Below are 13,031 nucleotides of genomic sequence, written 5' to 3' on the forward strand. Positions count from 1 at the left end.
TCGTGCCGACGACGCGTGCGGTCATCACGCTCACCGAGGCAGAGGCCGTCGCCCACCGGGTGCTCGCCGCGGCGGCGACGGCCGGCCTCGCGGTGGCGGTCGTCGTCACCGACCCCTGGGGCGAGCCGGTCGTCGCCGTCCGCATGGACGACGTGTCCGGGCTCGTCGCCCGGGCCGCGCAGGGGAAGGCCGGCACGGCAGCCGCCTTCGGCGTCCCGACCTCCGTCTGGCAGGAGCGGGCCGCGGCCGAGCCGGCGTTCCCCGCCCTGGTCGGCACGGTCCCCGGCTTCACACCGCTGTCCGGGGGCTGCCCGATCCGGGTGGGGGCCGAGGTCGTCGGCGCGGTGGGTGTCAGCGGGGGCACGTCCGAGCAGGACGACCTGATCGCCCGCGCCGCCGCTGGCTCCTAGGCCAGGACGCCGTCCCTCGCGACGACGACGCCACCCTTCAGCACGAGCGCAGGAGTCGGGCGCAGGACGACCGCCTCGGCGGCGTTGGGGACGGGGAGAACCACCAGGTCGGCTGCCGAGCCGGCGGCCACCTCCACCTCGTCGCGGCCGAGCATCCGCCGCCCGCCGGTAGTGGCGGTGGCGAGGGCGCTGAGGATCTGGTCGTCGCGACGGAAGCCGCTGCGGAAGGACAGGTGGTAGACGCGCTCGATCATCGAACCGGTGCCGTACGGCCCCCAGAGGTCGCGGATCCCGTCATTGCCGGAGGCCAGGGTCACTCCGGCCTCGGCGAGCATCGCGACCGGCATCACGGGCGTGTTGTAGACCGTCGCCGTGGCCAGCGAGATCCGGGCCGCGGCGAGCCGGTCGGCCAGGCGGCGGGCGGGCTCGGGGTCGATGTCGGCGATCGCGGGGGCGTGGGACAGGGCGACCCGCCCCTGGAGGCCGAAGTACTCGGTGAGCTCGACGGTGAGCTCCATCGCGAAGGCGCCCAGCGTGCCGCGCTCGTGCAGGTGGATGTCGATCCCGGCGCCCTTCTCGGCAGCCAGCGTGAAGACGGTCTCGAGGTGCTTGACCGGGTTCCGCTCGAGCGCCGACGGATCGATGCCGCCGACGACCGTGGCCCCGGCGTCGATCGCATCGGCCAGCAGGGCCAGGGTCCCGGGACGGGTCAGCAGCCCGCCCTGCGGGAAGGCGACCTGCTCGACCTCGACCGCGTGGGCGAGCTCGGTGGCGACCTCGGTGACCGCCTCGATGCCCTCGAGGCGGCAGCTCAGGTCGACGTCGGTGTGGGTGCGGACCAGCGTCGTGCCGGCGGTGACCATCGTGGCCAGCAGGGCGCGGATGCTGTCACGGCTGGGCAGGCCGAGCTCGGCGCGTCGCACCTCGCCGTTCCGGATCCGGTCCTCGATCGCGGCACCGCCGGCCGAGTGCGGCTGCCAGGGCGTGCCCCACAGGGTCTTGTCGAGGTGGCAGTGGGCATCGACGAGGCCGGGGATGACGACTCCGCTCCGGCCGTCGACCGCGGTCGCGTCCGTCGGTACGGCGAGGCCGGGGCCCACGGCCGCGATCCGGCCGTCCTCGATGGCGATGTCCACCGGCCCGGTTCCGTCGGGGAGGTGCACGTCCTGCAGGATCTTCTTGTCGATCATCTGGTCAGTCTCCATTCGTCTGGACTATGGTAGACCAAGAGTGTCGTCCATCACATCCACGGGAAGGACCCAGCCATGACCTCTCCGGACACGCTCGGCTCTCAGTTCCGCTCGCTGCGCGACCATGTGGTCGACAACATCCGGGACCGGATCGTCGAGGGTCGACTCCCGGGAGGACACCGCCTGGTCGAGCGCGACTTGTCCGCCGAGATGGAGGTCTCCCGGATCACCATTCGCGAGGCGCTCCAGCAGCTGACGGGGGAGGGCCTCGTCATCCAGCTGCCCCGGCGCGGATCGGTGGTGACCGAGTTCGGCGGGCCGGAGGTCCTGAACCTGCTCGAGCTGCGACAGCCGTTGGAGGTGCTTGCCGCGCGACTTGCTGCCCAGCGCCACGACAGCGCTGGCGCTGAGCGGCTGGCGGCGATCCAGGTTGCCTGCCGTGCTGCGGTCCAGGCGGGCAATCTCGAGGAAGCGGCCACGGCAAGCGTGCAATTCCATGAGGAGATCGCCCGCTGTACGGGGAATGTGCTGCTCCAGGCCCACATGGCCAGCCTCCATGGTCATCTCCGGCGCCTCTTCTGGATGACGCGCGAGCACCAGGGGCACCACGTCGACGAGCACGCCCGGATCCTCGAGGCGATCCTTGCGCGCAATGCTGATCACGCGGCCGCGCTCGCCGGGGACCACGTCCGCGAGACGACGGAGAACACCCTCCGCATGCTCGAGCTCTCGCCCCGCTCCTGACGCCCGTCCGCCCTTCGGGTCGGTGACCCTCGCCGGCCCCCTGGCCGGCGAGGTCGTCGGCCGCGGCGTGGCCTGACGCCGGCGGGCCGGTGTGCCCGCCGGGCGTCGGGTCCTCGGTGTGCTGCCCCGGCTGCTGCCTGCGCGCGTCGGTGCCGCGGCCTGTGTCGGTGGAATCGCTGCCGAGATTTCCGGGTGTGACCCTTGCCACCTTCCGTTGGTAAATGGTAGACCATAGTCCATCGACCGAATGAAGCCGAGAAGCAGGAGAAGCAGTGACTGTTGAGAGCGCACGACGCGAGGGTCTGCAGGCGAGCATCGGTGCTCGCGGTGCCCTGCTGGACAAGGTCCGGGGCGAGCGGACCACGGTGCCCACCGCGGGTCCGGTCGTCCTGGCGCCCAGCTGGGTGCTCGCCTGGCAGGACGGCCGGATGACGCTGCTGCGCGACCACGAGGTCGTCGTCGAGGGTGACCGGATCCTCGAGGTCCGTCCCCAGCGCGGCTCGGTCGACGAGCGGGTCGACATGCACGGACAGGTGCTGGTCCCCGGCTTCATCTCGATGCACGGCCACGCCGCGGGTGGCGCCGCCACCCGCGGCTACGTCGAGGGCAACCTCACGCCGATGGCCAAGGGTGTCGAGCTGCGTCAGGGGCGCCAGTTCCTGCACGCGATGGTGATGCTCGACGACCTCAGCGACGAGGACCTCGACCTGATGACCGCGCTCAACCTGGTCGAGATGGTGCGAGGCGGTTGCACGACCCAGGTCGAGATGTCGAAGAGCCTGCGCCAGATGCAGAGCTACGTGCGTGTCGCCCGGGAGCTGGGCCTGCGGGGCTACCCGTCAGGCGCCGTACCGGGAATGAAGCGGATCCTGCCGATCTGGAAGCGCGGCGAGGACGACCAGCCGCTGTTCGACTCGGTGGCCGGCACGCTTGCCGAGATCGAGGAGAACCTCGTCTACGCCCGCAGCATCGACGGCGTCGACGACGGCCGGATCCGGCCGATGATGGCGCCGGCGACCAACGCGGTGCACACCCCCGAGACCTACCTCGCGATGAAGGCCGCTGCGCAGGAGCTGCACGGGCTGCACATCCACCTGCAGTCGGGCTACGGCCGCGCGCCCCAGCCGGACACCCAGGCACTGCAGCGGCTGTGGGGTCATGACGAGGTGCCGTGGCTGGAGAGCCTGGGGATCTTCGACGGCTCGGTCCGGGTGTTCGGTGCCCACCTGCTCGGCATCGACTTCGTCCGGGACCTGCCGATCCTGGCCAACGACCACTTCACCTTCGCCAACTGCCCGTCGGGCACCGGCGCGGGCGTCACGCCCGCGCAGTGGCCGTGGCCCGAGGCGCTCGGCGCCGGAGTCAACTCGGGCATCGGCCTGGACACCCACTCCAACGACTACCTCGAGAACCTCAAGATGGCCGTGATCTACGGCCGGATCCGCGCCGACTTCCTCGGTGACAGCACGCCCGTCCCGATGGTGCGCCCGTCGATCTGGACCGGGCTGGAGGCGGCGACCGTCGGCGGCGCCCGGGGCCTGGGCCGCGACGACCTCGGGCGGATCGAGGCGGGCGCGAAGGCCGACCTGACGAGCATCGACGTCACCGGCCTGCTCGTCGGGGTCGGCACCGTGCCGCGGGAACCGCTCAACCACCTCTTCTACGCCAACGGCCTGTCGGTGCGCAACGTGATGACCGACGGCAACTGGCAGGTCCGTGACGGACGCGTCCTCGGGATCGACGAGGACCGCATCCTCGCGGAGTCCGGCCGCATCGTGCAGGCGATGTGGGACGAGATGGAGCGGGCTGACGTCTTCGTCGACCAGCCCGACCACGACCTCGTGCCCGCCTGCTGCTGAAAAGACCTCTCGGAACAACCCACCCCACCCGCTGGCCCGCTTCCGGGCAGCATCTGATGAGGAGTCACCCACATGAACGTCCGTACCCCGAACCGCCGCACGATCGTCCGCAAGAGCCTCGCCGGCGCGGCGCTCGGCGCGGTCCTGCTGTCCGCTGCCGCCTGCGGCGGCGGCGCTGACGGCAGCTCCGAGAAGCCGCGTGCCAAGGCCGACTCTGCGCTCGCCAAGCTGGTCCCCGCCGACATCGCCAAGCAGGGCACCATCGTCGTCGGCACCCAGCCCGACTTCGAGCCCGCGAACTTCACGCCGATCGGCGAGTCCCAGATCAAGGGCTTCAACATCGACCTGATGGACGCGATGGCCGCCAAGCTCGGTCTCGAGGTCGACTGGCAGAAGGTCCCGTTCGACCAGCTGCTCATCGGCATGCAGAGCGGCAAGTTCGACGCCGCGATCGCCGGCATGACCGACCGCAAGGAGCGCCAGGCGCAGGTGGACTTCATCGACTACCAGGTCGCCGGCACCGTCTTCATGGTCCAGAAGGGCAACCCGAAGGGCATCACCAGCGAGGTCGACGGCGGCTGCGGGATCAAGATCGGTGACGTCAAGGGCAGCGACGCCAAGCGCCTGGTCGACATGATGGCCGCCGCCTGCGTCAAGGCCGGCAAGCCCCCGACGGAGCTGGTCTCGTTCCCGAGCAGCAGCGACAAGAACCTGGCCCTCGTCTCGGGTCGTGTGGACGCGATGTTCTGGCCGGACATGGCCGTCTCGGTGATCAACCGCGAGACCGACGACAAGCTCGAGTCGCTGCCGGTGGACTTCGAGCCCAAGGTCTACCTGGGCATGACGTTCAGCAAGGACGACACCCAGCTGCGCGATGCCTTCTTCGCCGCTCTCAAGGCGATCCACGATGACGGCACCTACGACGAGATCCTCAAGAAGTGGGACGTCGAGGTCATCGACCTGCCGACGCCCGGCATCAACCTGGCGACGTCCTGACGATGAGTGCCGTGGACATCGAACGGATCGCGCAGCCGGTCGACGCCGGTCGCCTCTCCCTGCGGGGAGAGGACGACCGGCGGTCGGTCGCCATCAAGGCCCGTCGTCGGCCCCGCTACGGCCAGTGGCTGACGGCCGTCGTGGCGCTGGTCGCCCTCGCCTCCCTGGTCCGCACCCAGGCCCGCAACCCCAACCTCGACTGGGCCGTCACGGGTGAGTACCTGTTCCACCCGATGATCCTCGACGGGATCAAGGTCACGCTGCTGCTCTCGGTGCTGAGCATGGTCATCTCGATCGCGGTCGCGTTCGTGGTCGCGATGCTGACGCAGAGCCAGAACAAGGTCGCCGCGCTGATCGGCCGCGCATACGTGTGGTTCTTCCGGGGCGTACCGATGCTGGTGCAGGTGCTGCTCTGGTTCAACATGGCCGTGCTGTTCCCGACCATCCTCGGCAAGGACACGAACTCGCTCATCTCGGGATTCACGGCCGGCCTGTGCGCCCTCTCGCTCGCCGAGTCGGGCTACATGGCCGAGATCATCCGCGGCGGCATCCTGTCGGTGCCGCCCGGGCAGACCGACGCCGCCGTGAGCATCGGGCTCACCCGGCCCCAGGCGCTGCGCCGCATCGTGCTCCCGCAGACGATCCGGGTGATCATCCCGCCGACCGGCAACCAGTTCATCGGACTGCTCAAGGCCAGCGCGCTGGTGTCGGTCATCGGCGGCAGCGACCTGCTGACCAAGACCCAGTTGATCTACGGCCAGAACTTCAAGATCCTGCCGCTGCTGGCTGTCGCGACCATCTGGTACCTGGCCCTGGTCAGCATCGCGTCGGTCGGTCAGCACTTCCTCGAGCGTCACTTCAGCGCGTCGGCCGGACACCGTCGGGTCAGCGCCAGGACCCGGCTGCGCGGTGGTGTGCGGCGTACCGGAAAGGCCGTCGCATGAGCACCTCGACCACGACCCCGACCATGCTCAAGGTCGAGGGTGTGCACAAGTGGATGGGCAACAACCACGTGCTCCGTGGTGTCGACCTGGAGGTACGCCAGGGCGAGATCGTCTGCATCCTCGGACCGTCGGGCTCCGGCAAGAGCACGCTGCTGCGCTGCATCAACCACCTCGACCCGGTCGACGGCGGCGTGGTCGAGGTCGGCTCGGAGCGGGTCGGCTACGAGACGAAGCGGGGCGTGCTCTACGAGCAGAGCGAGCACGCGGTCGCCCGTGCGCGGCGCCGGATCGGGATGGTGTTCCAGCACTTCAACCTGTTCCAGCACATGACGGCGCTGGAGAACGTCACCTACGGACCGGTCAAGGTCCTCAGGCAGCCGAAGGCCGAATCGGTCGCACGGGCGCGCGATCTCCTCGCAACGGTCGGCCTCGCGGAGAAGGAGGGCTCCTACCCCTCGCAGCTCTCCGGCGGTCAGCAGCAGCGCGTGGCGATCGCCCGTGCGCTGGCGATGCAGCCGCAGCTGATGATGTTCGACGAGCCCACCAGCGCGCTCGACCCCGAGCTGGTCGGCGAGGTCCTGGCGGTGATGAAGCGGGTCGCCGAAGATGGGATGACCATGATCGTCGTCACCCACGAGATCGGCTTCGCCCGCGAGGTCGCCGACCGGGTCGTCTTCATGGACCAGGGCGTCGTCGTCGAGGAGGGCACCGCCGCCGAAGTGCTCGACAACCCCCGCCACGAGCGCACGGCGAGCTTCCTGCGCCGCGTGCGCTGACGCACACCAGGCATGTCCGCGTGGGCATACCTGACTCGGAAAAGGGCATTGGACGGACATAGCAGACCGTTCCTACGCTCGGTTCCGGTGGACAAGAGACGAGTTTGGGAGAGTCATGGATTCCTACCCCGCACCGACTGAGCGGGACGCGCTGGCGCTCGACGCCTCGGACACCGACGGGTCCCTGCGCGACGAGTTCCTCCTGCCGCCGTACGGCGACGGGCAGATCGCCTACTTCGCCGGCAACTCGCTCGGCCTGCAGCCGGCGGCCCTGGCCGAGCGTCTGGGCGAGGAGCTGGCCGACTGGGCCGAGCTCGGCGTCGAGGGTCACGTCGAGGCGCGGCGCCCGTGGGTGTCGTACCACGAGCTGCTCCGCGAGCCGGCGGCACGGCTGGTCGGTGCCCGACCGCACGAGGTCGTGATGATGAACTCGCTGACGGTCAACCTGCACCTGCTGATGGCGTCGTTCTACCGTCCGGAGGGCGATCGCACCCGGATCGTCATCGAGGACACGACCTTCCCGAGCGACAGCTACGCCGTCCGCAGCCAGGCGGCGTGGCACGGCCTCGACCCCGACAAGACGGTCGTCCGGCTCCGGCCCCGGCCCGGGGAGGACTGCCTGCGCAGTGAGGACGTCGTCGACTTCCTCGCCGCCGAGGGAGAGACGGTCGCGCTGGTCCTGCTCGGGGCGGTCAACTACTACTCCGGCGAGCACCTCGACCTCGAGCTGATCACCAGGGCGGGTCACGCCGCTGGCGCGATCGTCGCCTTCGACCTGGCGCACGCGGCCGGCAACGTCGAGCTCGAGCTGCACGAGTGGGGCGTGGACTGGGCGGCGTGGTGCACCTACAAGTACGTCAACAGCGCGCCCGGTGCTGTTGCCGGCGCCTACGTCCACGAGCGCCACCTGGCGGACCGCTCGATCCCGCGGCTGGAGGGCTGGTGGAGCACCGACCCGTCGGTGCGCTTCCAGATGGCGCCGGAGGTGACCCCGCAGCCGACCGCCGACGCCTGGTCGATGTCCAACCCGCCGATCCTGGCCATGGCGCCGGTCCTGCTCAGCCTCGAGATCTTCGACCGGGTGGGCATCGCGACGCTGCGTCAGCGCAGCCAGCGGCTGACCGGCTACCTCGAGTCGCTCCTCGACACCCTGGGCACCAGCCACTTCGAGGTCATCACGCCACGTGACCCGGCCCGTCGGGGCTGCCAGCTCTCGGTCCGCTCGCACGGGATCGACGTCAGCGAGCTCGCCGAGACGCTGCGCAAGGACTACGGCGTGATCGCCGACGCCCGGCGCCCGGACGTGATCCGGCTGGCGCCGGTTCCCCTGTACTCGACCTACCACGACTGCTGGCGTGCGTACGACGCGCTGCGCCGGATCCAGGAGTCCTCGTGACCACGAACAAGGACGTCACCCTCGTCGGCGCCGGTCTGGCCGGCTGCCTGCTGGCGACGCTGCTCGGACGACGCGGCTACGACGTCACGGTGCTCGAGCGGCGAGCCGACCCCCGGCAGGCCGGGGCCGAGCGTGGCCGGTCGATCAACCTCGCCCTCTCCGCCCGCGGCCTCGATGCCCTCGAGCGGGTCGGCCTGCGCGAGGAGGCGCTGGCGGCGGCACTGCCGATGCGGGGCCGGATGGTCCACCCCGTCGCGGGAAGCCCGAACTTCCAGTCCTACAGTGCTGACGGCACGCGCGCGATCAACTCGATCAGCCGGTCGGGCCTGAACGAGGCGCTGCTCGACACGGCCGAGGCGACGCCGGGCGTGACGGTGGTGTTCGAGGCCCGTGTCGAACAGGTCGACCTGGACCGCGGCATCGTGACCGTGCTCCGCCCCGACGGCGTGCACGAGATGCCCGCCTCGGTCGTCCTGGCGTGCGACGGCGCCTACAGTGCGACGCGCCGGGCCGTGCAGTTCCGTGAGGGTTCGGACTACGCGCAGGAGTTCCTGGAGCACGGTTACAAGGAGCTCACCATCCCGGCGCGCGGCGGTGACTTCGCCATCGACCCGACGGCGCTGCACATCTGGGCACGCGGCGGCTCGATGATGATCGCGCTGCCCAACCTCGACAAGTCCTTCACCTGCACGCTGTTCTGGCCGAAGGACGGTGCGGGCGGGCTCTCCTCGCTGACCACCGCCGACGAGGTGCATGCCCACTTCGCCCGGGAGTACCCCGACGTCGTGGACCTGATGCCGACCCTCACCGAGGACTACCTCGCCAACCCGGTCGGATCACTGGTCACCGTGCACGCCTGGCCGTGGACGGCGCACGGGACGGCCGCCTCGGTGGCCCTGGTCGGGGACGCGGCTCACGCGATCGTCCCGTTCTACGGGCAGGGCGCCAACTGTGCCTTCGAGGACGCCATCGAGATCGACGCGCTGCTCGACAAGTACGACGGGGACTGGTCGCGGGTGCTGCCGGCGTACGAGAAGGCCCGCAAGCCGAACACCGACGCCATCGCGGCGATGGCGCTGCAGAACTTCGTGGAGATGCGGGACCTCGTGAACTCGCGGGTGCACCGCGCCAAGAACACCGCGATGCACGCTCTCGAGCGGTGGTTCCCCTCCCTCGTGGTCTCGCGGTACGAGCTGGTCTCCTTCTCGACGGTGCCGTATGCCGACGTGCTGCGCCGTACGCGCCTTCAGGGCCGCGTGCTGACGACGATCGGGGCCCTGGGGGCGACCGCGGTCGGTGGGATCGCCGCGCGGGGTCTGCGCCGACGCTGACCGTCCCTGCCCGTCGGGACAGCACAGCCCTCCGCGCCGCCTTGTCGGTGCGGGGGGCTGCTGCGCGTGCCGGCCCGGAGGGTCAGCGAGGTCGGGGGAGCGTGGCGGCCTGGACCCGGAGGTGCTCGAGCATGGCGTTGGCCGCGGGGGAGAGCGGCCGGTGCTTGGCGCGGGTCACGCCCACGGCTCGCCGGATCGAGGCGAGGGAGGCGTCGAGCACCGTGAGCGCGGGGTCGGCGACGGCGATCAGCTCGGGCAGCACGGCGAGGGCGTCCATCGAGACGACGAGCTCGCGCAGGGTCAGGATCGTGGTGCACTCCACCCGGTTGACCGGCAGCTCGACACCCTCGTGGACGAACGCCTCCTCGAGCTCGCGTCGCAGCGTGGTCTGGCTGATGGGGAACACCCACGGGTACTGGGCGAGCTCGGCCAGCGTCGGCTCGTGCAGCCGGGCCGCCGGGTGCCCCTCCCGGGCGACCACCCGGATCGGCTCGCGGTAGAGCATGTGCTGCACGACGGTCGTCGGAGCGCCACCGGTGAGGCGGCCGACGACGAGGTCGCAGTCGCCCGCGAGCAGCGCCGCATGAAGTGCGTCGGGTGGACCTTCGCGCACGACCACGGTGAGCTGGGGGTGCTCCTGCTTGAGGGAGGCGATCGACCGGGGGAGGAGCACGTTCGAGCCGGCGAGGTGGGTGCCGACGGTCACGGTGCCGAGGTCGGCTCGCGCGAGCTGCTCGATCTGGCGGTCCGCCTGCCGCAGCTGGGCGATCACGGCCCGCGCGTGCACGAGGAGCGTCTCGCCGAACTGGGTCGGGGTCACCCCGCGACGTCCCCGGTCGAACAGGTCGACACCGAGGAGGTCCTCGACCTCGCGCAGCCCGCGGGTGACGACGGGCTGGGTGATGTGGAGCGCCTCGGCCGCGCCGGCGAGACTGCCGGCGTCCTCGATCTGGACGATCAGAACCAGGTGGCGCAGCTTGAGCCTGCCGTCCAGGAGGCGATCCGTGACCATGAGGCCAAGGTATGCCCGAGCGAGCATGGCTGGCGAGCGAAAGGGCATTGGACGGACATAGCTGACGTTCCTACGCTCGGGGTGTGGTCAACGCAACAGCTCAGCGCCTGCAGAACTTCGTCGGTGGCGCGTACGTCGAGGGCGTCGCCTCCTTCGAGAAGCACAGCCCGGTCGACGGATCGCTCGTCGCGGTCGTGGAGGAGGCCGGCGCCGAGCAGGTCGGGGCCGCGGTCGCCGCAGCCCGGCGTACGGTCGACGGCGCCTGGGGGCGCAGCACGGTTGCCGAGCGCGCGGCCCTCCTGCGGCGGATCGCGGACCGGATCGAGGCCCGGTTCGAGGAGTTCGTGGCTGCCGAGGTCGCCGACACCGGCAAGCCGCTGCGCCAGGCCCGTGAGCTCGACGTGGCCCGCGCCGTGGTCAACTTCCGCTCCTTCGCCGACACCGTCAGCGCCACCGGTCTCGACTCCTTCCTCACCGAGCTGGCCGACGGGCGCCGGGCCCTCAACTACGCGGTCCCGCGTCCGCTCGGTGTCGTCGCGATCGTCGTCCCGTGGAACCTGCCGCTGCTGCTGCTGACCTGGAAGGTCGCGCCCGCGCTGGCCTGCGGCAACGCGGTCGTGGTCAAGCCGTCGGAGGAGACCCCCTCGACCGCGACGCTCCTCGCCGAGGTGATCGCCGAGGCCGGTGCGCCTGACGGCGTCTACAACGTCGTGCACGGCTTCGGTCCCGGCTCCGCCGGCGAGCTGCTGACGACCCACCCCGACATCGATGGCGTCACCTTCACCGGGGAGTCGGCCACCGGGTCGGCGATCATGCGGGGCGTCGCGCCGTTCGTCCGTCCGGTCTCCTTCGAGCTCGGCGGCAAGAACGCCGCGGTCGTCTTCGCCGATGCCGACCTCGACAAGGCGGTGGCCGGTCTCGGCCGCTCGATCTTCACCAACACCGGCCAGGTGTGCCTGTGCACCGAGCGGGTCTACATCGAACGTCCGGTGTACGACGAGGTCGTGGCCGGCCTCGTCGAGCACGCACGGGGCCTGCGCCTGGGACGCCCCGAGGACGAGGCCACGACCACCGGGCCGCTCATCTCCGTCGAGCACCGCGCCAAGGTCGAGCGCTACTTCGCGACGGCGGTCGAGGAGGGGGCCGAGGTGCTCGTCGGCGGCGGCGTCCCGGACCTCGGTGCGGATCTCGCCGGCGGCGCCTGGATCGAGCCGACGTTGTGGGCCGGCCTGCACCAGCAGGCGCGAGCGGTCCGCGAGGAGGTCTTCGGCCCGGTCGCGGCGCTGATGCCCTTCGACACCGAGGAGGAGGCCGTGGGGCTCGCCAACGACACCCGCTACGGCCTGGCCGCCGCCGTGTGGACCCGTGACCTCGAGCGCGGCCACCGGGTCGCCCAGCAGATGCGCGTCGGCATGTCCTGGGTCAACACCTGGTACCTGCGCGACCTGCGCTCGCCGTTCGGCGGGGTCGGCCTGTCCGGCATCGGTCGGGAGGGCGGAACGCACTCCCTGCACTTCTACACCGAGCCCACGAACGTCTGCGTGCAGCTGTGAACGACGACCACATCACCGACGCCGCCTGGCGGCTGGTCGACGCCGCACGCTGGGGAGAGCCGTGCGAGCCCGTGCGCGACCTGATCGACACCGACGACCTCGCTGCGGCCTACCAGGTCCAGGCTCTGGTCAGCCGGTACCGGCAGGAGAACGGGCACCGGGTGGTCGGGCACAAGGTCGGGCTGTCCCCGACCCCGGCGCTGCACCTGGTCGGGGACGGCAGGTCCGGCTTCGGCACTCTCTTCGACGACATGGCGTACGGCGACCGCGAGCCGATCTCGCTCGACAGCCTCCTGCAGCCGCGGGTGGAGGTCGGGGTGGCGTTCGTGCTCGGACGGGACCTCGACCTGGAGCGCCCGACCGTCGCCGACGTGATCAGGGCGACCGACTTCGTGCTGCCGGCGATCGAGGTCGTCGACTCGCGGATCTTCGGCTGGGACATCACCCTGGCCGAGGCCGTCGCCGACAACGCCTCGAGCGGGGCGTTCGTCCTCGGCAGTATCCCGCGTCCGCTGGCCGGGGTCGACCTGGCAGGCGCGACCACCGTGCTCACGCAGGTCGGCCGGGACAGCGACGTTGCCGGTGCGGTCGTCGGCAACCCGATCGTCGCTGTCACCGCGCTCGCGCGTGCCCTCGCTGCGAGGGGGGTCGCGCTGCGGGCTGGTGACGTGGTCCTCTCCGGAGCGGTCGGACGAGCGGTCCCTGTCACCGCCCCGGGCGCCTTCCACGCGCGAATCGCCGGCCTCGGCGAGCTGACCGCGACCTTCGTGGAGCGGGAGGCGGCATGACGCCGTGGAGCCCGCACCGCCACCACCGCACG

12 protein-coding genes are annotated in these 13,031 nt (G+C 70.9%); 10 read left to right on the top strand and 2 right to left on the bottom strand.

Annotated features, from left to right (window positions below; translation table 11 throughout):
- Positions 1-2: 2 nt before the first annotated feature.
- Complete coding sequence (locus ACZYRU_RS03740) at positions 3-410, top strand: GlcG/HbpS family heme-binding protein (RefSeq protein ID WP_488955734.1); 408 nt, start codon at positions 3-5, stop codon at positions 408-410.
- On the opposite strand, the gene ACZYRU_RS03745 is transcribed toward ACZYRU_RS03740, so the two are convergent.
- A complete protein-coding gene (locus tag ACZYRU_RS03745; protein ID WP_488955735.1) occupies positions 407-1,615 on the bottom strand; it encodes an amidohydrolase in 1,209 nt (402 codons plus the stop codon). The genes ACZYRU_RS03740 and ACZYRU_RS03745 overlap by 4 nt on opposite strands.
- 60 nt (positions 1,616-1,675) lie before the next feature.
- Here ACZYRU_RS03745 and ACZYRU_RS03750 point away from each other — a divergent pair, with 60 nt between their 5' ends.
- The 7 genes from ACZYRU_RS03750 to ACZYRU_RS03780 all read left to right on the top strand — a co-directional run bounded on the left by ACZYRU_RS03750 (position 1,676) and on the right by ACZYRU_RS03780 (position 9,646).
- The gene (locus ACZYRU_RS03750) at positions 1,676-2,344 is read left to right on the top strand and encodes a GntR family transcriptional regulator (RefSeq protein WP_488955736.1); all 669 of its coding nucleotides are present in this window, start codon (positions 1,676-1,678) and stop codon (positions 2,342-2,344) included.
- 272 nt (positions 2,345-2,616) lie between these two features.
- Positions 2,617-4,203 (top strand): amidohydrolase family protein, encoded by a 1,587-nt coding sequence (locus ACZYRU_RS03755; protein WP_488955737.1) that lies wholly within the window; start codon positions 2,617-2,619, stop codon positions 4,201-4,203.
- A 72-nt stretch (positions 4,204-4,275) separates the two neighbouring features.
- Positions 4,276-5,199 (top strand): ABC transporter substrate-binding protein, encoded by a 924-nt coding sequence (locus ACZYRU_RS03760; protein ID WP_488955738.1) that lies wholly within the window; start codon positions 4,276-4,278, stop codon positions 5,197-5,199.
- Positions 5,200-5,210: 11 nt separating this feature from the next.
- On the top strand, positions 5,211-6,143 hold the full coding sequence (locus tag ACZYRU_RS03765) for an amino acid ABC transporter permease (RefSeq protein WP_488955739.1): 933 nt from the start codon (positions 5,211-5,213) through the stop codon (positions 6,141-6,143).
- Positions 6,140-6,919, top strand: a complete 780-nt coding sequence (locus tag ACZYRU_RS03770) for an amino acid ABC transporter ATP-binding protein (protein WP_488955740.1) — start codon at positions 6,140-6,142, stop codon at positions 6,917-6,919. Before ACZYRU_RS03765 ends, ACZYRU_RS03770 begins: the two co-directional genes overlap by 4 nt.
- A gap of 115 nt (positions 6,920-7,034) precedes the next feature.
- The gene (kynU, locus tag ACZYRU_RS03775) at positions 7,035-8,315 is read left to right on the top strand and encodes a kynureninase (RefSeq protein ID WP_488955741.1); all 1,281 of its coding nucleotides are present in this window, start codon (positions 7,035-7,037) and stop codon (positions 8,313-8,315) included.
- Positions 8,312-9,646: an FAD-dependent oxidoreductase gene (locus tag ACZYRU_RS03780; protein ID WP_488955742.1), complete on the top strand. Its 1,335-nt coding sequence runs from the start codon at positions 8,312-8,314 to the stop codon at positions 9,644-9,646. The genes kynU and ACZYRU_RS03780 overlap by 4 nt, the downstream gene beginning before the upstream one ends.
- Before the next feature lie 82 nt (positions 9,647-9,728).
- Here ACZYRU_RS03780 and ACZYRU_RS03785 read toward each other — a convergent pair whose 3' ends face one another.
- Positions 9,729-10,658 (bottom strand): LysR substrate-binding domain-containing protein, encoded by a 930-nt coding sequence (locus ACZYRU_RS03785; RefSeq protein WP_488955743.1) that lies wholly within the window; start codon positions 10,656-10,658, stop codon positions 9,729-9,731.
- An 83-nt stretch (positions 10,659-10,741) separates the two neighbouring features.
- Here ACZYRU_RS03785 and ACZYRU_RS03790 point away from each other — a divergent pair, with 83 nt between their 5' ends.
- Positions 10,742-12,211, top strand: coding sequence for a 2-hydroxymuconic semialdehyde dehydrogenase (locus tag ACZYRU_RS03790; protein ID WP_488955744.1), 1,470 nt, complete (start codon positions 10,742-10,744; stop codon positions 12,209-12,211).
- Positions 12,208-12,999 (top strand): 2-keto-4-pentenoate hydratase, encoded by a 792-nt coding sequence (locus ACZYRU_RS03795; protein WP_488955745.1) that lies wholly within the window; start codon positions 12,208-12,210, stop codon positions 12,997-12,999. The genes ACZYRU_RS03790 and ACZYRU_RS03795 overlap by 4 nt, the downstream gene beginning before the upstream one ends.
- The last annotated feature ends 32 nt before the right edge of the window (positions 13,000-13,031 follow it).

It is taken from the genome of Nocardioides sp. F233 (assembly GCF_057813895.1).